The following is a 22,217-nucleotide window of genomic DNA, read 5'->3' as shown; positions in this document are numbered from 1 at the left end:
CGGCAGCCGCCGCGCCTCCCCCGCCGGGGGCGCCCCCGTCCCCCGAACTCGAAGGTCCCGCCCCCGCCCCCGGCCTTCGGCCTAGGACTCCCTCAGCCCCTGCCCGAGCCTCCGCAGCCCCTCCCCGATCTCCTGCGGCGTCTGCGTCACGAAGCACAGCCGCAGGGTGGAGCGGTCGGGTACGCCGGGGTGGAAGGGCGCGCCGGGGACGTAGGCCACGTCGTGCCGCACCACGCGCGGCAACAGGGCCGTCGTGTCGTACGCCTCCGGCAGCCGGGCCCACAGGAACATCCCGCCCTCGGGACGTGTCCAGGCGGATCCCTCGGGGAGGGCCTCCCGCAGCCCCGCGAGCATGGCGTCCCGGCGCTGCCGGTACACCCCCGCGACCCGTCCGACGTGGGCGTCCAGGTCACGGTCGGCCAGGTACCGGGCCGCGGCGAGCTGGTTGACGGTGGGGGTGTGCAGGTCGGCGGCCTGCTTGGCGACCACGCAGGCCCGCAGCAGCCCGCCGGGCGCCCGCAGCCAGCCGAGCCGCAGCCCCGGCGCCATGACCTTCGAGAAGGAGCCGAGCAGGACGACCCGGTCGCGGGCCTCCTCGCGGGAGGCGATCCACGGCACCCGTTCGCCTTCGAAGCGCAGTTCGCCGTACGGGTCGTCCTCGACGATCCACAGCCCCCGCCGCGCCGCCACGGAGGCCACGGCGGCCCGGCGTTCGGCCGGCAGCGTCCGGCCGGTCGGGTTCTGGAAGGTGGGCACCGTGTACAGCAGCTTGGGCCGCTCCCGCACCACCAGCTCCTCCAGCGCGGCCGGGTCCAGTCCCGCCGCGTCCCCCGGCACCGCCACGACCCGCGCGCCCGCCAGGCCGAAGGCCTGAAGTGCCGCCAGATAGCAGGGACTTTCGACCAGGACCGTGTCCCCGGGTTCCAGCAGCACGGTGGCGAGCAGGGACAGCGCCTGCTGCGAACCGGTCGTGACGAGGACGTCGTCGGCGCCGGTGGGCAGCCCCCGCGCCGACATGCGCGCGGCGAGCGCGCCCCGCAGCTCGGGCTCGCCCTCGGTCGTGGCGTACTGCAGGGCCCGCGCGGGCTCCTCGGCGAGGACGTCGCGGAACGCGGCCGCGATGCCCTCCTGGTCGAACAGCTCCGGCGCCGGCAGCCCGCCCGCGAAGTTGATCACCTCGGGGCGGGCGGTGACGGCGAGGATGTCCCGTACCGGCGACCCGCCGATCGACCGGGCCCGCGCGGCGAGCGGCGGCACGGGGGCGGAAGCGGGCGCGGGCTCGGTGACCGTCATGGCACGGCTCCTTCGGCTGCGGGACGACTCGTCCCGCGACCCTAGAGACGTGCATGCCCTCTACACGCGACTTTCCACGATACGGACGGGAGCCGCTCGCTCAGACCTTCTTCCCGACCCCCGCGTACACGTTGATGTCCGCGTCCGTGACGTCGTTGATGTCGGCGTAGCGGACCTTCTCGATGTTGTCGAGGCCGGCCAGGTAGGAGGCCTCCGGCTGCTCGGGCACCGGAGCGGCGTTGTCCGGCCGCCAGTGGTGCGCGGGGACGACCCCCGGCTCGGCGAGCTCCAGGGAGTTCTCGCTGAAGAACCGCTCGACGTCCGCCGCGGACCGCAGCACGAAGGTGAACCCGCGCTCGGTGTACGTGCGCTGGACCGCGCGGATGTTCTCGGGATTGAGGTCCTCCGTCAGATGGCTCAGCACGAGCCGGCTGCCGGAGGGCAGCGCGCCGAGGAGCTCACGCACGATCGGGTACGCCTCCTCGTCCTCGACGAAGTGCAGGATCGCGACCAGGCACAGGGCGACGGGCTGGTCGAAGTCCAGCGTCTTCGCGGCCTGTTCGAGGATGTGCGCCGGGTCCTTGAAGTCGGCGTCGATGTAGTCCGTACGCCCCTCGGGACCGCTGGTCAGCAGAGCACGCGCGTGCGCGAGCACGACGGGGTCGTTGTCGACGTACACGACCCGGGTGTCCGGGCTGATGCGCTGGGCGATCTGGTGGACGTTCTCCGCGGTGGGCAGCCCGGTGCCGATGTCGAGGAACTGCCGGATGCCGTCCTCCTGGGCCAGGGCGGTGACGGCCCGGCGCAGGAAGTCGCGGTTGTGCCGTACGTCGAGGTACCCGCGCGGGTTGGCGGCGAGCGCGGCGGCGGCGGCGTCCCGGTCGACGGGGTAGTTGTCCTTGCCGCCGAGGAAGACGTCGTACACGCGGGCCGGGTGCGCCTTGCTGGTGTCGATCCTCCTTCTCAGCTCGGCGGGGTCTTGGCTGAGGGCGTCACCGGACATCGGCGTCTCCAGTCATTCAACGGGCAACCAGCGGTCAACAACCTAACTCCCGGCGCCACTTGATGGTGCCCACAGCCCGCCCCCACCCGCCCGCGCCCCGGACGCGAGGCCTAACGCAGCTTCTGCGCCGCCTCGACGGCCCAGTACGTCAGGATGTTCCGCGCGCCCGCCCGCTTGATGCCGGTCAGCGTCTCCAGGATGGCCCGGTCCCGGTCGATCCAGCCCTTCTCGGCGGCGGCCTCGACCATCGAGTACTCGCCGGAGATCTGATAGGCGGCCACCGGCACGTCCACCGCGTCCGCGACGCGCGCCAGGATGTCCAGATACGGCCCGGCCGGCTTCACCATCACCATGTCGGCGCCCTCTTCGAGGTCGAGCGCCAGCTCCCGCATCGACTCACGCGTGTTCGCCGGATCCTGCTGGTACGTCTTGCGGTCACCCCGCAACGACGAGGCGACGGCCTCCCGGAACGGCCCGTAGAACGCGGACGCGTACTTGGCGGTGTAGGCGAGGACGGCCACGTCCTCCCGCCCGATCTGGTCGAGGGCGTCACGGACGACCCCGATCTGCCCGTCCATCATCCCGCTGGGCCCCACCACGTGGGCCCCGGCGTCCGCCTGCACCTGCGCCATCTCGGCGTACCGCTCCAGGGTCGCGTCGTTGTCGACCCGCCCTTGCGCGTCCAGCACCCCGCAGTGCCCGTGATCCGTCGTCTCGTCGAGACACAGGTCGGACATCACCAGCAACTCGTCCCCGACCTCGGCCCGCACATCACGGATCGCCACCTGCAGAATCCCGTCCGGGTCGGTCCCCGGCGTCCCCACCGCGTCCTTCTTCGACTCCTCCGGCACACCGAACAGCATGATCCCGGAGATCCCGGCGGCCACGGCCTCCGCCGCCGCCTTCTTCAGACTGTCCCGGGTGTGCTGCACGACACCGGGCATCGCCGTGATCGGCACGGGCTCGACGGCACCCTCCCGCACGAAGGCGGGAAGGATGAAGTCGGCGGGATGCAGCCGGGTCTCAGCGACCATGCGCCGCATGACGGGGGTGGTCCGCAGCCGCCGCGGCCGGCTGCCGGGAAAGGATCCGTACGTCGTCATGCACCTACGCTACGCCCGCCCCACCACCTCCTTTACCGACGCACCGTCGGCCAACCTCGTCGTCAAAACCGCCGGACGGGCCGCAAGTGCCCGGACCGGCACCGCAAGGCGGAGGCACCCAGCGAGCCCACGTACCGGCCGCACCCGCGCACGGCGGGAAGAGGCCGTGTCAGGGGTCCCCTGGACCAGCACCACCAGGGACCGCACCCGCACACGGCGGGAAGGGGACTGCCGGGAGTGTCCGCCCGCAGCGGTTGTCGCGTCAACGCAGGGCACCTCGGCGAGAAACCGATTCCGCGACGTTCCGAGGACGGACACCCCCGACACGGCCCCGACCCCCCACCGAACCGAACGCGCTACGCGCACCCCCAACCACCCGCACAGGCCGCCGCAGGCACCCCACATGCGCCCCCAACCACCCGCACCCCACATGCGCCCCACCCCCCACAGGTCCAAGCTGAAAGAACAAGGACCCGACGGCCTCGCCCGGCCCCCGCCCAGCCCCGACCGCCGCCGTCCCTCCCCGCCGCGCACGCACGCCGCCGCCCCAGGAGGACGCGATGACCGCCACCCACCACAACACGCCCGCCCGGTTCGCCCTCACCGATATCCACGGCCCGGTCCTGCGCCCCGGCGACGACGGCTACGCCGACGAGGTCACCGGCTTCAACCTGGCCGCCCTGCACACCCCGGACGTGGTCGTGGGAGCCACCGGCACCGACGACATCGTGACCGCGATGCGCTGGGCGTCCGCCACCGGCACCCCCGTCACCGTCCAGGCCACCGGCCACGGCGCGAACTTCCCCGTCACCGGCGGCCTGCTGATCACCACGACCCGCATGACCGACGTACGCGTGGACGCGGAGCACCGCACCGCCACGGCCGCCGCCGGCGCGAAGTGGAGCCACGTCCTCGCCGCGGCCGCCCCCCACGGCCTGGCCGCCCTCACCGGCACCTCCACGGACGCGGGCGTCGTCGGCTACACCCTCGGCGGCGGCCTCCCCGTCCTCGGCCGGACCTACGGCTTCGCGGCCGACCTGGTCCGCTCCGTCCAGGTCGTCACCCCGGACGGCACCCTCCGCGACGTCGACGCGGCCCACGAACCCGAACTGTTCTGGGCCCTGCGCGGCGGAAAGGGCAACGTGGGCGTGGTCACGCGGATGACCTTCGGCCTGCTCCCCCTCGCCCGCCTCCTCGGCGGCGGCGTCTACTGCACCGGCGAACACGCCGAGGCCCTTCTCACCACCTGGGCCGCCTGGACGCAGGACGTGCCGAACGAGATGTGCAGCGCCTTCAACCTGCTCCGCCTGCCGCCCATCCCGCAGATCCCCGAACCCCTGCGCGGCGGCTTCTGGGCCCGCGTGGCGGTCGCTTGGACCGGCGACACCGACGAGGGCGAACGTCTCCTGACCCCCATCCGGCAGGCCGCCCCCGTGGCCCTGGACACGGTGGAGGACATGCCCTGCGCGGCCATGGACCGCATCCACCTGGAGCCCCAGGACCCGCTCCCCGCCCGCGAGTCCTGCGCCCTCATCCGCGACCTGACACCGGACGCCGTCCGCGCCCTGCTGGACCAGGCGGGCCCGGACGTCCCCGACTACCCGCTCCTGATGGCCGGGCTCCGCCACATGGGCGGAGCCCTGTCCCGCCCGGCCACGGTCGAGGACGCGATCTGCGCCCGCGACGCCGCGTACCTGCTGGAAACGGTGGGAGTCCTGGCCGCCCCGCCGGCCGCCGAGGCCATAGAACGGGCCACGGCGGCCCTGCACACCGCGATGGCCTCCTACGGGACGGGCCTCACGATGGTCAACATCCACGGCACCCCGGGCGACGAGAAGGACCGCGCCCGCGCCTGGACCCCGGAGGTCTACGCACGCCTCCAGCACGCCAAGTCGACCTACGACCCGGCGAACCTGCTCCGCTACGGCCACACGGTGACCCCGGCAGCCTGACCCAGCCGCCCCGACAGCCGACAGCCGACGCCGACAAACCCCAGCCGACCCGGCACCCGCCGACCACCGAACCCCAGCCGACCCGGCACCCGCCGACCACTCGAACCCCAGCCGCCCGACAACCCGCGGCCGCCCGAGGATCAGGTCGTCGTACGCCTCCGCCGGGCCCCCGGCCGCCGCTCACTCGGCCGGGTCACCGGATCCCCCGCCTCCAGCGCGGCGGCTCTCCGCCGCAGCCCGAAGTCGGCGAGGGCCTCCGCCAGCTTGTGCACGGACGGCTCCGGAGCCATCACGTCCACCCGCAGCCCGTGCTCCTCGGCGGTCTTCGCCGTGGCGGGACCGATACACGCGATGACCGTCACGTTGTGCGGCTTCCCGGCGATACCCACCAGGTTCCGCACCGTGCTCGACGACGTGAACAGCACGGCGTCGAACCCGCCGCCCTTGATCGCCTCCCGGGTCTCGGCCGGCGGCGGCGACGCCCGCACCGTCCGGTAGGCGGTGACGTCGTCGACCTCCCAGCCGAGCTCGATCAGCCCCGCCACCAGCGTCTCGGTGGCGATGTCGGCACGCGGCAGGAACACCCGGTCGATCGGGTCGAACACCGGGTCGTACGGAGGCCAGTCCTCCAGCAGTCCGGCCGCCGACTGCTCCCCGCTCGGCACCAGGTCGGGCTTCACGCCGAAGGCGACCAGCGCCTTCGCGGTCTGCTCGCCCACCGCCGCGACCTTGATGCCGGCGAAGGCCCGCGCGTCGAGCCCGTACTCCTCGAACTTCTCCCGGACGGCCTTCACCGCGTTGACCGACGTGAAGGCGATCCACTCGTACCGGCCGGTGACCAGGCCCTTGACCGCCCGCTCCATCTGCTGGGGCGTCCGCGGCGGCTCGACCGCGATGGTCGGCACCTCGTGCGGCACGGCCCCGTAGGACCGCAGCTGGTCGGAGAGCGAGGCCGCCTGCTCCTTCGTCCGCGGCACGAGCACCTTCCAGCCGAACAGCGGCTTGGACTCGAACCACGACAGCTGCTCACGCTGAGCCGTGGCGGAACGCTCACCGACCACGGCTATCACCGGCCGCCCGCCCTCCGGCGAGGGCAGCACCTTCGCCTGCTTCAGCGTCTGGGCGATGGTCCCCAGCGTCGCGCTCCAGGTCCGCTGCCGGGTCGTCGTACCGGCGACGGTGACCGTCAGCGGCGTGTCCGGCTTGCGCCCGGCGGACACCAGCTCCCCGGCGGCGGCGGCGACGGTCTCCAGGGTCGCCGACACGACGACGGTCCCGTCGGACGCCCCCACCTCCGTCCAGCACCGGTCGGAGGCGGTACGGGCGTCCACGAACCGGACGTCCGCGCCTTCGGCGTCCCGCAGCGGCACACCGGCGTACGCGGGGACGCCCACGGCCGCGGCCACCCCGGGCACGACCTCGAAAGGCACCCCCGCGGCGGCGCACGCCAGCATCTCCTCGGCGGCGTACGCGTCGAGCCCGGGGTCCCCGGACACCGCACGCACGACCCGCCTGCCGCCCCGCGCGGCCTCCATGACAAGATGTGCGGCATCCCGCACGGCGGGGACGCCAGCGGTTGTTGACGTGCCGTCAACGACTGTGAGTTGAGGCGCGCCTGTGGCCGGATTCGGGCCGGATGCAAGATCCATCGAGGCATCCGTGTCCGTGTTCACCACGGCGACACCGGACCTGGCATGCGCACGGACGACGTCGAGCACCTCGTGCCCGGCGACGAGGACGTCCGCGTTCGCCAGCGCCTCGACGGCGCGCAGAGTCAGTAGTCCCGGATCTCCGGGTCCGGCACCCAGGAAGGTGACGTGCCCGTGGTCGGGACCGGCGAAAAGGGCGGTGGGGCTCACAGTGCTCGCTCCCCCATCAGACCGGCCGCGCCCTGGGCAAGCATCTCGGCAGCGAGTTCGCGACCGAGCGCCATTGCCTGGTCGTACGTCTCGGGCACGGGACCGGTGGTGGACAACTGCACCATCCGCGTGCCGTCGGTCGTGCCGACGACGCCGCGCAGGCGCATCTCCTTGACAAACTGCCGGTCGGCCTGGGGACCTCCACGCTCGAGCGGAGCCGAGAGTGGGGGAAGGTCGGCCAGCGCGCCCACAGGGGCGCTGCAGCCGGCCTCCAGGGCGGCGAGCAGTGACCGTTCGGCGGTCACGGCGACCCGGGTGAACGGGTCGTCGAGCTCGCCGAGCGCGGCGATCAGGTCCGCGTTGTCCGCGGCACACTCGATCGCGAGTGCCCCCTGGCCGGGAGCGGGCAGAACCGTGTCGACCGACAGGAAGTCGGTCACCTCGTCGATCCGGCCGATCCGGCTCAGCCCGGCGGCGGCCAGGACGACGGCGTCCAGCTCACCGTCCCGGACGTACCGGATGCGGGTGTCGACGTTCCCGCGGATCGGGACCGTCTCGATGTCCAGCCCGTGGCCGCGTGCGTACGCGTTCAACTGGGCCGTCCGCCGCGGCGAACCCGTACCGATCCGCGCCCCGCGCGGCAGGTCCGTGAACTTCAGCGCGTCCCTGGCGACGATCACGTCCCGCGGGTCCTCGCGGACCGGGACGGCGGCCAGCGCCAGCTCCTCGGGCTGCCCCGTCGGCAGGTCCTTCAGCGAATGAACCGCGAAGTCGATCTCGCCGAGCAGCAGCGCTTCGCGCAGCGCGGTCACGAAGACGCCCGTGCCGCCGATCTGCGCGAGATGCTCTCGGGAGGTGTCCCCGTACGTGGTGATCTCGACGAGCTCCACGGGCCGTCCGGTCACCCGGCTCACGGTGTCCGCCACCTGTCCGGACTGGGCCATGGCGAGCTTGCTCCGCCTGGTCCCGAGCCTCAATGCCTTGCTACTCATGCCGGCCCTCGGTTCTTGCTGTTCTCAGGTTCATCGTCGGCGCGGTCGGCCCGGGACACGGCAGCCACCGTCTCGGGGTCGAGGTCGAACAGGGTCCGCAGCGCGTCCGCGTACCCGGCGCCGCCGGGCTCGGCCGCGAGCTGCTTGACCCGTACGGTCGGCGCGTGCAGCAGCTTGTCGACCACGCGCTTGACGGTCTGTGTGATCTCTCCGCGCTGCTTGTCGTCGAGCCCGGGCAGCCGTCCGTCGAGCCGGGCGATCTCGTTCGCGACGACATCGGCGGCCATGGTGCGCAGGGCGATCACGGTCGGCGTGATGTGCGCGGCCCGCTGCGCCGCCCCGAACGCCGCGACCTCGTCGGCGACGATACGGCGGACCTGGTCGACGTCGGCCGCCATCGGGGCGTCGGCGGAGGCCTCCGCCAGCGACTCGATGTCCACCAGCCGCACGCCGGTCAGCCGGTGCACGGCCGCGTCGATGTCGCGCGGCATGGCGAGGTCGAGCAGGAAGAGTGTGGGCTCGGGCCGCGGGATCTCGGCGACCGGCTCGGGCCTGCGCCGCTCGGGCACCCGGCCGACGGCGGTCACGGCCGCGGCGAGCGCGGCGATGGCGTCCGCCTCCTCGGCCGGGTCGAGCACCGTGACCGCGCCCGCCGGGGCGGAGGTCTGCTGGCGTGTGACGCCGTTGTCCACCCAGGCGGCGTGCTGTTCCAGGTCGGAGGCGGCCATCCCGGCCACGGCCGCCTCGCCGAGCACGGAGAAGCCGGCGGTCGCCTGCACGGCCGGAAGGTCGAGCGGACAGCCCTCCTCGGCGCCGAGGCTGGTGGGCGGCAGCTCGCCGCGCCCGGCGGCCGGGACGGCCGTACGGCCGGAGCCGGAGGCGTCGGGTCCGGCACCCGGTGTGCCCGCCGCGGCGGATCCGTCACCGTCCCCGGCGCGCCGCGCCATCGCCGCCGCGACCGTCTCGGCCGTCAGGACCAGGCCTGTCGCACCGGTGCAGGAGACCGTGACATCGGCACGTGTCAGCTCGACCGGCACCGATTCCATCGGGACCGCGCGGGCCGACACGTCCGTGTCCTCGCCCTCGGTCAGTATCTGGGCCAGGCGCTCGGCGCGGTCCGGGGTCCGGTTGGCGACGACGATCTCGGCGACCCCGGCCCGCGCGAGCGTGGCCGCGGCCAGTGAGGACATCGAGCCGGCACCGATGACCAGCGCCTTCTTGCCGCGGGCCCACTCCCCGACCGCCGCGCCCGACGACAGCTGCTCCAGGCCGAAGCTGACCAGGGACTGTCCGGCGCGGTCGATGCCGGTCTCGGAGTGGGCGCGCTTGCCGACGCGCAGGGCCTGCTGGAACAGGTCGTTCAGCAGCCGCCCTGCGGTGTCCAGCACCTGCGCCTTGGCGAGGGAGTCCTTGATCTGGCCGAGGATCTGCCCCTCGCCGACGACCATCGAGTCGAGCCCGCAGGCCACCGAGAAGAGGTGGTGGACAGCCCGGTCCTCGTAGTGCACGTAGAGATAGGGAGTGAGCTCTTCGAGCCCGACGCCGCTGTGCTGGGCGAGCAGCGTGGACAGCTCGGCGACACCGGCGTGGAACTTGTCCACGTCGGCGTACAGCTCGATGCGGTTGCAGGTGGCGAGCACCGCGGCCTCGGCGGCCGGTTCGGCGGCGACCGTGTCCTGGAGGAGCTTGATCTGGGCGTCGGCGTTCAGCGCGGCCCGCTCCAGCACGCTGACCGGGGCGCTGCGGTGGCTCAGCCCGACGACGAGGAGACTCATGCCGGCATCACGGCGGGGACGTCCCCGTCGGGCCCCTTGTCGGCGGACTTCGTGCGGGCGGCGACGGCCGGCAGGGCACCGTCGGCGGCCGCGGCGGCCTCCTCGCCGGCCTTGCGCTGCTCGTGGAAGGCGAGGATCTGCAGCTCGATGGAGAGGTCGACCTTGCGCACGTCGACGCCGTCCGGCACGGTCAGCACGGTCGGCGCGAAGTTCAGGATGGAGGTGACCCCGGCGGCCACGAGCCGGTCGCAGACCTGCTGGGCCGCACCGGCGGGCGTGGCGATGACGCCGATCGACACGCCGTTGTCCGAGATGATCTTTTCCAGCTCGTCCGTGTGCTGGACGGGGATCCCGGCGACCGGCTTTCCGGCCATCGTGGGATCGGCGTCGATGAGCGCGGCGACCCGGAATCCACGGGAGGCGAACCCGCCGTAGTTGGCCAGGGCGGCGCCGAGATTGCCGATACCGACGATCACTACCGGCCAGTCCTGGGTCAGACCGAGTTCACGGGAGATCTGGTAGACGAGATACTCGACGTCGTACCCCACACCGCGCGTCCCGTAGGAGCCGAGGTAGGAGAAGTCCTTGCGCAGCTTCGCGGAGTTGACCCCCGCGGCGGCCGCGAGCTCCTCGGAGGAGACCGTGGGCACCGAGCGCTCCGACAGTGCGGTCAGCGCGCGGAGGTACAGCGGGAGCCGGGCGACGGTGGCCTCGGGAATCCCTCGGCTACGGGTCGCCGGTCGGTGAGTTCGGCCAGTTGCCACGGTGCTCCTGCGGGTAGAGCGGGGCTGCAGGCGGTCACACGTCCCCGGACCGCCCCGTCGAAAGCAGGCTATGTCTTTGTGAACGCGTGCACAAAGATGGTGTCCGATTTGCCCGGCAAACGTGACCGGGGTCACGCGCCCCCGGCGCACTGACGGGGAACCGGCGCACACGCGCCACCGTTCCTCTTCTCTTGGGGGCAAAACCGCACACTCTCCTCTACGATCGCCGCCCCCGAGACCAGTTCGTCGTCGATCCTAAGCCAAGGCTTTGCGCAGGCGATCCTCGTTCACACGCCAGAAAGTGTGCTGTTCCCCATCCACCAGGACGACGGGGATCTGTTCCCAGTACTGATCGTGCAGCGGGGGATCCTGAGTGATGTCCTTCTGTTCCCAGGGGACACCGAGCTCGGCGCACACCTTCTCGACGACGAGCTGCGCGTCGTCGCAGAGGTGGCAGCCGGGCTTGCGGATGAGCGTCACGAGCCGGTCCTGCGGGGCACGACCCGTCCGGCGGAAGAGGGGACTCATGCCCGCCATTGTCCCGCTTCTTCACCGGCGCGGTCGCGCAGAGTTCACAGCCTCCCAACCTCACCGCTCCGGAACCACCGAACAGACTGGCTATGCTCACGCCATGGCCGCTCTCGGATGGCTCACCCCCCGTAGGCGCTCCGCCACGGCGCGCAGTGTGCTGGCAGGCGAGGCCTCGGCGGAGGCAGCACGCAAGTCCACGCAGGACATCTCCACCGTGGAACCGCAGTTCCCGGTGCACGGCGACGCGCACGCCGCCGCCTTCTTCGACCTCGACAACACCGTGATGCAGGGCGCCGCCCTGTTCCACTTCGGACGGGGCCTGCACAAGCGGAAGTTCTTCGAGACCCGCGACCTGGCCCGGTTCGCCTGGCAGCAGGCGTGGTTCCGGCTGGCCGGCGTCGAGGACCCGGAACACATGCAGGAGGCCCGGGACTCCGCGCTGTCGATCGTCCAGGGCCACCGTGTCTCCGAGCTGATGTCGATCGGCGAGGAGATCTACGACGAGTACATGGCCGAGCGCATCTGGCCGGGCACCCGCGCCCTCGCCCAGGCCCACCTGGACGCCGGCCAGAAGGTGTGGCTGGTCACGGCGGCCCCGGTGGAGATCGCCCAGGTGATCGCCCGCCGCCTCGGCCTGACGGGCGCGCTGGGCACGGTCGCCGAGTCGGTGGACGGCGTCTACACGGGCAAACTGGTGGGCGAGCCGCTGCACGGCCCGGCGAAGGCGGAGGCGGTGCGCGCCCTGGCCGCGGCGGAGGGCCTGGACCTGTCCCGCTGCGCGGCGTACAGCGACTCGCACAACGACATCCCGATGCTCTCCCTGGTCGGCCACCCCTACGCCATCAACCCGGACTCCAAGCTCCGCAAGCACGCCCGCCGGCTGGAGTGGCGCCTGCGGGACTACCGCACGGGCCGCAAGGCGGCGAAGGTCGGCATCCCGGCGGCGGCCGGCGTGGGCGCGGTGGCAGGCGGCACGGCGGCGGCGATCGCCCTGCACAAGCGCCGCCGCTGACAACAGGCGTCACATCAGGTCACGCCCACCGCGACCCGGCCAATCCGCAGGTCGCACCCCCTGACCGCGCTGTCCAGTCCCGTTGGCTGCACACGGCCACAACACGCCCCGCCCAAGACGAAAGACGGACGGTTCCGATCAACAATCGGTCATTGTCCGGTGCTCGATCAGGCGTCAATCGACTACAGAAGCGACGTAATCGGTGATTTGAGCAACTGCGTGTAGCAGTGCCTGCACTAAGCGTTATTCTCCTCAGACGCAATCCGGATCCCCTTCCGTCGCTACGACGGGTGAACGGTTCCGCACTGCTCGTGATGGAAGCTCTGCCTCTGGGAGTCCCGTGTACCCACACGTCGGGGTTGACGCCTCGGGCCTGGCTACGCTCCGCGCAACGGTCCGAGACCTGTTGCGCGGCTTCGTCCCCCCCGCGTACGCCGTCCCTGCCCTCGCCGTTGCCACCACCCCCGTCGGCCCGTGCTACGCGCTCGCCGACGGCAGCGCCGCCGTCGGCAGACGAGGGCGTTCGACCGGTGCCGCCGCCCCCGCCCGCCGACCCGCCGCCGACAGCGACAGCGCCCGCATGATGGACCTGGTGGAACGCGCCCAGGCCGGCGAGGCCGACGCCTTCGGCCGTCTCTACGACCAGTACAGCGACACCGTGTACCGGTACATCTACTACCGAGTGGGAGGCAAGGCGACCGCCGAGGACCTGACCAGCGAGACGTTCCTGCGCGCCCTGCGCCGCATCGGCACCTTCACCTGGCAGGGCCGCGACTTCGGCGCCTGGCTGGTGACGATCGCCCGCAACCTCGTCGCCGACCACTTCAAGTCGAGCCGCTTCCGGCTCGAGGTGACCACCGGCGAGATGCTCGACGCCAACGAGGTCGAGCGTTCCCCCGAGGACTCCGTCCTGGAGTCCCTCTCGAACGCCGCGCTCCTGGACGCCGTACGACGGCTCAACCCCCAGCAGCAGGAGTGCGTGACCCTCCGCTTCCTCCAGGGTCTCTCCGTGGCCGAGACCGCCCGCGTGATGGGCAAGAACGAGGGCGCCATCAAGACCCTCCAGTACCGGGCCGTCCGCACCCTCGCCCGGCTCCTGCCGGACGACGCCCGCTGACAGCGCACGTTCGGTAGCAGCCAACTCGCGGTCGGTGAAAGTCCGTTGCCTTCCCCATCCGATCATCCGCCGTCCGTAACCCAAGTGCCGCGCCACTCGTTGTGCGGGATGCAGGCTCCCTGTGGTCACTCCCTGGCCGACTTCGATCACTCGATCGTGTGCTTGTGGTCAGGGCGTGCAACCCTCAGGACCCCCTGGGGAGTCGAACGTCTTGACGAGAGGAGGTGCCGCCAGTGATCGCGAACGTATCGGCGCACCGGCGGGCGAACGCCTTCGCCCTGGCCTTGGAGGAGCAGTCCGACCGGGGCACGGCGGCCGAGCAGTCCGAGGAACCCCCGCCGTCCCCGGCTGCCGCGGAACAGACCGAGCCGGGCCGTCTGACGGCCCTCGCGGTGAGTCTCGGCGAGCTGCCGAAACCGCAGCTGGACCCTGAGGTCAAGGTCGTCCAGCGGGCCCAGCTCGTGGCCGCCATGGAGGCCATGCTGCTGGAGGGCGCGGCACCGGGAGGCGGGGCGACGGATCTGTCCGTACCCGAGCAGCGCTCCTCCCGGGCGCGGGGCGCCCACCGGGCGAGCCCGCTGGGCAAGCTCCGGCCGCGGTCCCGCCTGACCAAGGGCCTGGCGGCGGGCGGACTCAGCGTCGGCGTCGCCGCGGGCGCCTTCGGCGGCGTGGCCGCCGCCAGCTCGGACGCCCTGCCCGGCGACTCGCTCTACGGCCTGAAGCGGGGCATCGAGGACTTCAAGCTCAGCTACCTGTCCGACGGGGACGACGAACGCGGTGTCGCCTACCTCGACCAGGCCTCCACCCGCCTGAGCGAGGCCCGCCGGCTGATGGAGCGCGGCCGCGGCGGCCACCTCGACCACGAGTCCCTCGGCGAGATCCGCCGCGCCCTGTCCGGCATGCAGCACGACGCGTCGGAGGGCCACCGTCTGCTGACGGCGGCCTACCAGCGCGACCCCGAGTCCCTGGGTCCCATCCAGGCACTGGACGCCTTCTCGCGCTCGCACCGCGACGCCTGGGGCGCGCTGCGCGACAGGCTGCCCGTGCAGCTCGGTGACGTCAGTCAGCAGGTGTCGTCGGTCTTCGACGCCATAGACGAAGAGGTCGCCCCGCTGCAGTCCCTCCTGCCGCAGCCCCCGGCCCAGGGCGACGGCGGCGACGGGCGGCGCCGGGAATCCGGACCGGCGTCCTCCGACACGTCGACCGGTTCCGGCCGTTCCACGGCGCCCAGCACCGGCGGCGGCCGGCCGTCCGACAGCAGCGGCACCGGCAGCAAGGGCCAGGGCCCCAGCACGTCAGCCGGCCCCGGCAGCGAGGACGACGGCCTGCTCGGCGGCAACACCGGCGGCCTGCTCGACCCGCCGAAGGACACCGACAGCACCGCCCCGTCCACCAGCATCCCGCCCACCACCGAACCGGACGTCACCGTCCCGCCGCTGCTCCCGGGCCTCCTGCCCGGCCTGGCCATCGAGGGCGAGGACACCCAGTAGCAGGCCCTCCCCACGACGACGGGGGCGCCCCTCTCAGGAGGGGCGCCCCCGTCGTCGTGCCACCAGCCGGCCGTGCCTCGGGCTAGAAGAACACCGACCGGCGCTGCACCAGCAGTTTGTACAGGGTGTGCTGGATCTGTTCGCGGACCTGGTCGGTCAGGTTGAACATCAGCATCGGATCCTCGGCGGCCTCCGGCGGATAGCCGTCCGTCGGGATCGGCTCGCCGAACTGGATGGTCCACTTGGTCGGCAGCGGGATCGCGCCGAGCGGGCCGAGCCACGGAAAGGTCGGCGTGAGCGGGAAGTACGGGAAGCCCAGCACCCGGGCCAGGGTCTTGGCGTTGCCGATCATCGGGTAGATCTCCTCGGCCCCGACGATCGAGCAGGGGATGATCGGCGCCCCCTGCCGCAGCGCCGTGGACACGAACCCGCCCCGGCCGAAGCGCTGGAGTTTGTAGCGCTCGCTGAAGGGCTTGCCGATGCCCTTGAAGCCCTCCGGCATCACCCCCACCAGTTCGCCCTGGGCCAGCAGCCGCTCGGCGTCCTCGGCACAGGCCAGCGTGTGCCCCAGCTTGCGGGCCAGTTCGTTGACCACCGGCAGCATGAAGACCAGGTCCGCGGCCAGCAGGCGCAGATGGCGGCCCTCGGGATGGTGGTCGTGGACGGCGACCTGCATCATCAGCCCGTCCAACGGCAGCGTGCCCGAGTGGTTCGCCACGATCAGCGCGCCGCCCTCCGCCGGGATGTTCTCGACGCCCTTCACCTCGACCCGGAAGTACTTCTCGTACACCGGGCGCAGCAGGGACATCAGGACCTGGTCGGTCAGCTCCTCGTCGTAGCCGAAGTCGTCCACCTCGTAGTCCCCGGTGAGGCGGCGGCGCAGAAAGGCGAGGCCGCCCGCGACACGCCGCTCCAGGCCGCCGGGCCCGCTGTCGTCCTGCGGTTCCTGGGGCAGCTGTTCCTCACGGGTCACAGGAACATCATCCTGCGTCGACGGCCTGCCGGGCAGGGGCTGGACCTCACGGACCAGCGAGGATTCCGTGCCCTTGCGCCGGTTCCCCGCACTCCGGCGCCGCGGCGGCCGCTGCACGGCGTTGCTCCCGCGGGACCGATCGTCGTCGAACGGAATGACCTTGGCGTCCGCCATCGTTGATGCGCTCCTCAGTTGGCGCTCTGCGTCGGGGGGTGGCCGCCGCCCGCGAGGGGCGCGGCGATCCGGTCGACGGCCGCGGCCACGGCCCCGGGCGGCAGGAGCCCGGGCCCGCGGCTGCGCGCGAAGTCCGCGAAGGTCTCCGCCGTCGTGTACTTCGGCTGGAACCCGAGCGTCTCCCGCATCTGGGTCGTCGACACGACCCGGCCATGGGTCAGCAGCCGGATCTGCTCGGGCGAGAAGTCCGTCATGCCCAGCGTACGCACCAGCGAGCCCGCCCAGGTGACGGCAGGCAGCAGCAGCGGCACGGTGGGCCGGCCGAGCCTGCGGGAGCACTGCGACAGCAGCAGGACCCCGTCGCCGGCGATGTTGAAGGTGCCGCTGTTCAGCGTGGACCGCGCCGGCTCGTGCGAGGCGATCCGCAGCACCTCGATGACGTCGTCCTCGTGCACGAACTGCAGTCGCGGGTCGTAGCCCAGCACGGTCGGCAGGACGGGCAGCGAGAAGTACGCGGCGAGCGGGGTCTCCGCGGTCGGACCGAGGATGTTGGCGAACCTCAGCACGCACACGGCGACATCGGGCCGCCGCCGGGCGAACCCGCGCACATAGCCCTCGACCTCCACGGTGTCCTTGGCGAACCCGCCGCTGGGCAGCGACTTGGGCGGCATGGTCTCGGTGAACACGGCGGGATCCCGGGGCGCGGACCCGTACACGTTCGTACTGGACTTCACCACGAGCCGCTTGACCGTCGGCGACTTCTGGCAGGCGCCCAGCAGCTGCATGGTGCCGATGACGTTGGTCTCCTTGACCGAGGTCCGGCTGCCGCTGCCGAGCGCGGTCGCGGTCACGTCCAAATGGACGACCGTGTCGGCGGCCGTCTGCGCGAGCACCCGCGCGATGGTGGGCTGCCGCAGATCGGCCTGGATGAAGTCGGCACCGCCGAGATGGTGCTCGGGCGGAACCGCGTCCACGGCGATGACCCGCTCCACCTCCGGGTCACGCTGGATCCGCCGGACGAACCGGCCCCCCAGTTGACGGGCCACTCCGGTCACGAGCACGACCTTGCCCAAGATCAGCGCCTTCCTTCCAGCCCATCCGGCACTCGCAGCCTGCCGTGTTCCCCGTGTACGGCCAACTTAGCGGTTCGGTGTTGCGCTGTGATGACCGCCCAATGCGTGAAGTGACGGCATCCACAGAATGACGAACAGACCAAGCCATGTGGATGACGTGCGTACGCACACCACGTACGGCTCGGGTCCCCGGATACGCGTGTGGCCCCCCACCGATGACGGTGGGGGGCCACAGACACGCCACTTGGGCGGCGCCGCACAATCCTTGCCGCTACGTACTACTTCTTGTTGCGGCGCTGAACGCGCGTGCGCTTGAGCAGCTTGCGGTGCTTCTTCTTGGCCATCCGCTTGCGCCGCTTCTTGATAACAGAGCCCACGACTACCCTCGCTCACTTCTCATCACTCGGTGTTTGGGCGCCATGGGCCCACACGACCTACGAGGGGCTAGCCTACCCGTCCGAGCGCTGAGGTCGTAATCGAGGTGCCGGGGCGATCCTTGACCTGCCCTGAGGATCCCCCCGGACCATCGCCGTCAGGCGGTTTCCACCCCCACATAGCTCTCGCGGAGGTACTCGTGAACCGCATTCTCCGGGACGCGGAAGGACCGCCCCACCCGGATCGCGGGCAGATGACCGCTGTGCACCAAGCGGTACACGGTCATCTTCGACACTCGCATCACCGAGGCGACTTCCGCCACGGTAAGGAACTGAACCTCGCTCAGAGGCCTCTGCTCAGCAGCCATGACACACCTGAACCTTCCGCACTCGACGGTCACCGGCTTCCCCTTCCGGTGACTCTTCGTCGCTGCGTGCTCACTCCCCAATGTAGGGGCGGGTGATGCAAGTGGGGAAGAGGTGCACCCATCGGCGGCCTACTGTGACAGACACGCTCGATTGAGTACGTAGCGGGTAAGCGGCCGGTAGTAAGCGGACCGCACAGCGTCATCAAGTGGAACGACGACGGACACGACCCCCTCGGCCTGTCCCACGAACAGCGCGGGGTCGTCGGTGTCCGCCAGCCCGATGGCCTCGAACCCCAGCTGACCTGCTCCGCAGACCCACCCGTGATCTCCGACGACGAGCTCGGGAAGCGGCCCGCCGGCCTCGGCGGCGGCCTCCAGCACGGTACGAACCGGGAGGGGTGAATGCGTGTGTGCGCCGGTCGCACCACCGGAGCTCAGCGCGTCGGGTTCCCGCACCAACGCGACTCCTCGTACGTAGTCAAGGTTGTACGTGCGTAGACCGAACCGGGTCGTTATGTCGACACAGCGATCCTGCGCCGGGGTGAGGACAGTACATCCCGCCGCCGACATCGCGTCCGCCAAAGCGGCGTAGAACCCGAGCAGTCGGTGGGGATGGCCGGTGCCGAACAGCACGGGCGCGCCGCGTTCGGCCGCGGCGGCGAGCCGCTCCGCGAAGGCGTCCAGGGCGAGCAGGGTCAGTTCCGGATCAATCACATCACGACCAGATCTATGCCCCGGGTCGGCCGAAACGCCACACTTCTCCGACATCAAATCGATCACATCCCGCTCCCCCCAAGTCATTTCAGGATCAATCCCGATCAGAACCCGAGGATCACGAGCCGCGAACAGCCGATAGCTCCGAAGGCTCTCCTCCCGCGAGGTAGCCACACTGCCGGCCAGCCCGGCAGCGAGAAGATGAGCGCGCAACGCGCCGGAGCTCCACACGCAAGCGATGCTGACGGACGGAACCGACCGGCACCCTGCGAACACGAAAACACCGCACAGTTGGCGTAACAACGCCTACGCACCCCCACTGACACGAGCCACGCCCGGCACGTCAGCCTGGGGGACTCACCCGCTCCCCTTCACCCCGCCTCACGCCACGCCACGCCTAGGCCAACAACCCCCGCAACGGAAACACCGCCCTACGCGCCGCCACCACCGCCTGATCCAACCGATCCGCAGGGTCGTACCCCGCCTCCCACCCCGGCCACGACACCGGCCACCGCCCATCCGTCATCCGCCCGGGCCCCAGCTGCCGGGTCCGAGCGAACACCTCCTGCCGCCACCCCTCCGGAATCACCGCCTCCGGCTCCACCGGCCGCCCCGCCGCAATCCCCACCAGATGCGTCCAGGACCGCGGCACGACATCCACCACCGCGTATCCACCGCCGCCGAGCGCGACCCACCGCCCGTCGGCGTACTCGTGCGCCAGGTCATGGCAGGCGACCTGCACCGCCCGCTGCGCGTCCAACGACACAGCCAGATGCGCCAGCGGATCCTCGAAATGCGTATCGGCGCCATGCTGAGTCACCAGCACCTGAGGCCGGAAATCGGCGATCACCTCCGGCACCACCGCGTGGAACGCCCGCAACCATCCCGCGTCCCCCGTCCCCGCCGGCAACGCGATGTTCACCGCCGACCCCTCCGCGCACTCCGCCCCGGTCTCCTCCGGCCACCCCGTCTGCGGAAACAACGTACGAGGGTGCTCATGCAGCGAGACCGTCAGAACCCGCGGATCCTCCCAGAACGCCGCCTGCACCCCGTCCCCGTGATGCACGTCGACGTCCACATAAGCGACCCGCTCGGCCCCCAGCTCCAGCAACCGGGCGATGGCGAGCGACGCGTCGTTGTAGATACAGAACCCCGACGCACCCCCGGGCATCGCATGATGCAGCCCGCCCGCGAAGTTCACCGCGTGCAGCGCGTCCCCCCGCCACACGGCCTCCGCGGCCCCCACCGACTGCCCGGCGATCAGCGCGGACGCCTCGTGCATCCCGGCGAAGGCGGGATCGTCCACGGTCCCCAGCCCGTACGCCCCGTCCGCCGCCCCAGGATCCACGGAAGCCGCCTTCACGGCCTCGACGTAGTCCTGCCGGTGCACCAGCCGCAACGTCGACTCCCCGGCCGGCTTCGCCGCGACCACCTCCACCTCCCGGTCGAGCCCGAAGGCCTGGACGAGCCTCCAGGTCAGGGCGAGCCGAACCGGATCCATCGGATGGTCCGGACCGAAGTCATAGCCCGTTACTGCCTCGTCCCACATCAGCTGTGCGCGGCCGCTCATGCCCGCCACCGTATCGGTCCGGTTGAGCGGCGAACGACCGGGCGTACACGAGCGTCACCAGCACCAACACCATCGGCACGAGCATGGCCCCCCGGTAACTCCAGGCGTCCCCCAACGCCCCCACCAACGGCGAACCGACCAGAAACCCCACGTAGTTGAAGACGTTGAGCCGCGCGACGGCCGCGTCGGACGCCCCCGGGAACAGCCGCCCCGCAGCGGCGAAGGTCTGCGGCACCAGCACGCACAACCCCAGCCCCAGCAACGTGAACCCGAGCATCCCCACCCACGCACCGGGCGCCACCGCCACCACCGCGAACCCCGCCGCCGCCACCACCGCCCCGCCCCGGACGACCGCCACGGCCCCGAACCGCCGCACCCCGAAGTCCCCGAGCCCCCGACCCACCAGCGTGGTCACCATGTACACGTTGTACGGCACGGTCGCCAGCTGCTCCGAGCCCTCCAGCACGTCCTGCACGTACTTGGCACTCCAGTTGGAGACGGTCGAATCCCCGATGTACGCGAAACACATCACCAGACACAGCGGCAACAGCAGCTTGAAGGCAACCCCCGTACCCTCCGCCTGCGCCCCGTCCTCCACCACCACCCCGTCGGCATCCGCGTCGACGTACCACCGACTCCCCACCAGCGCGGCCGGCAACAACACCAGCACCACCGGCAGATACGACACCCACAACGCCAGATGCCAGTGCGCCCCCGCCCAGGCGAGCGAGGCCCCCAGGATCCCGCCCAGGCTGTAGACGGCATGGAAACTCAGCATGATGCTGCGCCCGTACGACCGCTGCAGACTCACCCCGAGCATGTTCATCGAGGCGTCCAGAGCACCCACGGCCAGCCCGAACGCGGCGAGCGCGACCGCCAGCTCGACCATCCGCTCCCCCACGCCGACCCCGAGCAGCGCCAGGAGCACGACGGGCTGGGACCACCGCAGCACCCGGCTGGGCGGTATCCGTTTCACCAAGTGCCCGGTCGTGACACTCCCGACGCCGGCGAGGACGGGTACAGCGGCCAGGAACGCGGGCAGCAGCGCGTCGGAGACGCCGTACCGGTCCTGGATCGCCGGAATCCGCGTCACCAGCAGAGCAAAGGCCACGCCCTGCGCGAAGAAGCTGAACGCCAGCGAGGCCCTGCCGCGCCGCAGCACATCAGTCATGGCGGCGAGCGTAGGGCCCCGGCGTACTCGTGGGTAGATCAGCCAAAGATGAATCCCCTTCAGCTTTGCGTTCTATCGGGTCAAACCCGCCCACCACGACTCGACCCCAGCAGGTCAGCCAGCTCCCCCATGTCGGAGAAGAGCCGAGTAGCTCCCACCAGCCGACCGGCCGGCGTCATGGCGGTGAACCCGTACACGTCCATCCCGGCCGCGACAGCCGCCCGCACCCCCAGCGGACTGTCCTCGACCACCACACACCGCGCAGGCTCCACGCCCATCCGCTCGGCCGCGTACAGGAACAGATCCGGCGCCGGCTTCCCCCGCCCCACATCCTGCGAGCTGAAGACGCGCCCCTCGTCGAACCACCGGTCCAGCCCGGTCTTCCGATGCCCCACCCGAATCCGCTCATGGGTCCCGGAGGACGCCACACAGTACGGCACCTCGTCCGCGGCCAGCTTCTCCAGCACCTCGACGGCCCCCGCCACCGGCTCCAACTCCCGCTCGAACGCGGCGAACACCCTCCCATGGAAGACATCATCGAAGTCCTCCGGCAACCGCTGCCCGGTCCGCGCCTCCACCAGATCGTGTACGCGGTGCAGGGCAGCCCCCATGTAGTCGCGCAGGGAGTCCTCGTACGAGGTCGGATGCCCGAGCTCGGTCAGATACTCCGCCAGCAGCTTGTTGGAGAGGGGCTCGCTGTCGACAAGAACACCGTCATTGTCGAAGATGACAAGGTCATAGCGCATACCCAGACCCTAGACGACCCCAAAACGCAGAAAACCCCCGTGCCGAAAGGCACGGGGGTTTTCTCAACAATTGTTCGGCGGCGTCCTACTCTCCCACAGGGTCCCCCCTGCAGTACCATCGGCGCTGTAAGGCTTAGCTTCCGGGTTCGGAATGTAACCGGGC

Annotated in this window: 20 protein-coding genes and 1 rRNA gene; 4 read left to right on the top strand and 17 right to left on the bottom strand. The window is 71.3% G+C overall.

The annotated features are described in order from the left end of the window. Positions 1-81: 81 nt before the first annotated feature. The 3 genes from ACWD0J_RS36310 to hemB form a co-directional block, all read right to left on the bottom strand. Positions 82-1,293 (bottom strand): aminotransferase-like domain-containing protein, encoded by a 1,212-nt coding sequence (locus tag ACWD0J_RS36310; protein WP_451500132.1) that lies wholly within the window; start codon positions 1,291-1,293, stop codon positions 82-84. 100 nt (positions 1,294-1,393) lie between these two features. Continuing rightward, entirely contained in the window at positions 1,394-2,296 is a 903-nt protein-coding gene (locus ACWD0J_RS36305; protein ID WP_451500131.1) for an SAM-dependent methyltransferase, read from the bottom strand. 110 nt (positions 2,297-2,406) lie between these two features. Continuing rightward, a complete protein-coding gene (hemB, locus tag ACWD0J_RS36300; protein ID WP_451500130.1) occupies positions 2,407-3,399 on the bottom strand; it encodes a porphobilinogen synthase in 993 nt (330 codons plus the stop codon). 560 nt (positions 3,400-3,959) lie between these two features. Between hemB and ACWD0J_RS36295 the strand changes: the two genes are divergently transcribed. Continuing rightward, positions 3,960-5,351, top strand: coding sequence for an FAD-binding oxidoreductase (locus ACWD0J_RS36295; protein WP_451500129.1), 1,392 nt, complete (start codon positions 3,960-3,962; stop codon positions 5,349-5,351). 140 nt (positions 5,352-5,491) lie between these two features. Here ACWD0J_RS36295 and ACWD0J_RS36290 read toward each other — a convergent pair whose 3' ends face one another. From ACWD0J_RS36290 to ACWD0J_RS36270, 5 genes are all read right to left on the bottom strand, one after another. Continuing rightward, positions 5,492-7,210 (bottom strand): uroporphyrinogen-III synthase, encoded by a 1,719-nt coding sequence (locus ACWD0J_RS36290; RefSeq protein WP_451500128.1) that lies wholly within the window; start codon positions 7,208-7,210, stop codon positions 5,492-5,494. After that, positions 7,207-8,202: a hydroxymethylbilane synthase gene (gene hemC / locus ACWD0J_RS36285; protein ID WP_451500127.1), complete on the bottom strand. Its 996-nt coding sequence runs from the start codon at positions 8,200-8,202 to the stop codon at positions 7,207-7,209. The genes ACWD0J_RS36290 and hemC overlap by 4 nt, the downstream gene beginning before the upstream one ends. Beyond that, positions 8,199-9,977 (bottom strand): glutamyl-tRNA reductase, encoded by a 1,779-nt coding sequence (locus ACWD0J_RS36280; RefSeq protein WP_451500126.1) that lies wholly within the window; start codon positions 9,975-9,977, stop codon positions 8,199-8,201. Before ACWD0J_RS36280 ends, hemC begins: the two co-directional genes overlap by 4 nt. Next, positions 9,974-10,741 carry a redox-sensing transcriptional repressor Rex gene (locus ACWD0J_RS36275; protein ID WP_451500125.1) on the bottom strand — a complete coding sequence of 256 codons (768 nt, stop codon included), beginning with the start codon at positions 10,739-10,741 and terminating at the stop codon, positions 9,974-9,976. Before ACWD0J_RS36275 ends, ACWD0J_RS36280 begins: the two co-directional genes overlap by 4 nt. A 255-nt stretch (positions 10,742-10,996) precedes the next feature. Next, entirely contained in the window at positions 10,997-11,278 is a 282-nt protein-coding gene (locus ACWD0J_RS36270; protein ID WP_451500124.1) for a glutaredoxin family protein, read from the bottom strand. Positions 11,279-11,372: 94 nt separating this feature from the next. Here ACWD0J_RS36270 and ACWD0J_RS36265 point away from each other — a divergent pair, with 94 nt between their 5' ends. The 3 genes from ACWD0J_RS36265 to ACWD0J_RS36255 all read left to right on the top strand — a co-directional run bounded on the left by ACWD0J_RS36265 (position 11,373) and on the right by ACWD0J_RS36255 (position 14,891). After that, the gene (locus tag ACWD0J_RS36265) at positions 11,373-12,284 is read left to right on the top strand and encodes an HAD family hydrolase (protein ID WP_451500123.1); all 912 of its coding nucleotides are present in this window, start codon (positions 11,373-11,375) and stop codon (positions 12,282-12,284) included. Between the two features lie 340 nt (positions 12,285-12,624). Beyond that, on the top strand, positions 12,625-13,401 hold the full coding sequence (locus tag ACWD0J_RS36260; protein ID WP_451500122.1) for an ECF subfamily RNA polymerase sigma factor, BldN family: 777 nt from the start codon (positions 12,625-12,627) through the stop codon (positions 13,399-13,401). Positions 13,402-13,634: 233 nt separating this feature from the next. Next, positions 13,635-14,891: a DUF5667 domain-containing protein gene (locus tag ACWD0J_RS36255; RefSeq protein WP_451500121.1), complete on the top strand. Its 1,257-nt coding sequence runs from the start codon at positions 13,635-13,637 to the stop codon at positions 14,889-14,891. A gap of 82 nt (positions 14,892-14,973) precedes the next feature. Here the strand turns inward: ACWD0J_RS36255 and ACWD0J_RS36250 are convergent, their stop codons facing one another. The 9 genes from ACWD0J_RS36250 to rrf all read right to left on the bottom strand — a co-directional run. Beyond that, entirely contained in the window at positions 14,974-16,038 is a 1,065-nt protein-coding gene (locus ACWD0J_RS36250) for a lysophospholipid acyltransferase family protein (protein WP_451500120.1), read from the bottom strand. A 14-nt stretch (positions 16,039-16,052) separates the two neighbouring features. Further along, on the bottom strand, positions 16,053-17,111 hold the full coding sequence (locus tag ACWD0J_RS36245; protein WP_451500119.1) for an NAD-dependent epimerase/dehydratase family protein: 1,059 nt from the start codon (positions 17,109-17,111) through the stop codon (positions 16,053-16,055). 278 nt (positions 17,112-17,389) lie between these two features. Continuing rightward, complete coding sequence (locus ACWD0J_RS36240) at positions 17,390-17,488, bottom strand: 30S ribosomal protein bS22 (protein WP_003948845.1); 99 nt, start codon at positions 17,486-17,488, stop codon at positions 17,390-17,392. A gap of 155 nt (positions 17,489-17,643) precedes the next feature. Continuing rightward, positions 17,644-17,853: a helix-turn-helix domain-containing protein gene (locus tag ACWD0J_RS36235; RefSeq protein WP_016437488.1), complete on the bottom strand. Its 210-nt coding sequence runs from the start codon at positions 17,851-17,853 to the stop codon at positions 17,644-17,646. A gap of 129 nt (positions 17,854-17,982) precedes the next feature. After that, the gene (locus ACWD0J_RS36230; protein WP_451500118.1) at positions 17,983-18,798 is read right to left on the bottom strand and encodes a phosphatase; all 816 of its coding nucleotides are present in this window, start codon (positions 18,796-18,798) and stop codon (positions 17,983-17,985) included. Between the two features lie 166 nt (positions 18,799-18,964). Further along, positions 18,965-20,137 (bottom strand): acetoin utilization protein AcuC, encoded by a 1,173-nt coding sequence (locus tag ACWD0J_RS36225; RefSeq protein WP_451500117.1) that lies wholly within the window; start codon positions 20,135-20,137, stop codon positions 18,965-18,967. After that, the gene (locus ACWD0J_RS36220; RefSeq protein WP_451500116.1) at positions 20,088-21,308 is read right to left on the bottom strand and encodes an MFS transporter; all 1,221 of its coding nucleotides are present in this window, start codon (positions 21,306-21,308) and stop codon (positions 20,088-20,090) included. The genes ACWD0J_RS36225 and ACWD0J_RS36220 overlap by 50 nt, the downstream gene beginning before the upstream one ends. 80 nt (positions 21,309-21,388) lie before the next feature. After that, the gene (locus ACWD0J_RS36215; RefSeq protein WP_451500115.1) at positions 21,389-22,054 is read right to left on the bottom strand and encodes an HAD family hydrolase; all 666 of its coding nucleotides are present in this window, start codon (positions 22,052-22,054) and stop codon (positions 21,389-21,391) included. 72 nt (positions 22,055-22,126) lie between these two features. Continuing rightward, positions 22,127-22,217 (bottom strand): 5S ribosomal RNA (rrf, locus tag ACWD0J_RS36210); the annotation flags it as partial.

It is taken from the genome of Streptomyces sp. NPDC003011 (genome assembly GCF_053591515.1).
Note: the sequence above shows the minus strand (reverse complement) of the source record. Positions and strands in the feature narration are given on the sequence as shown.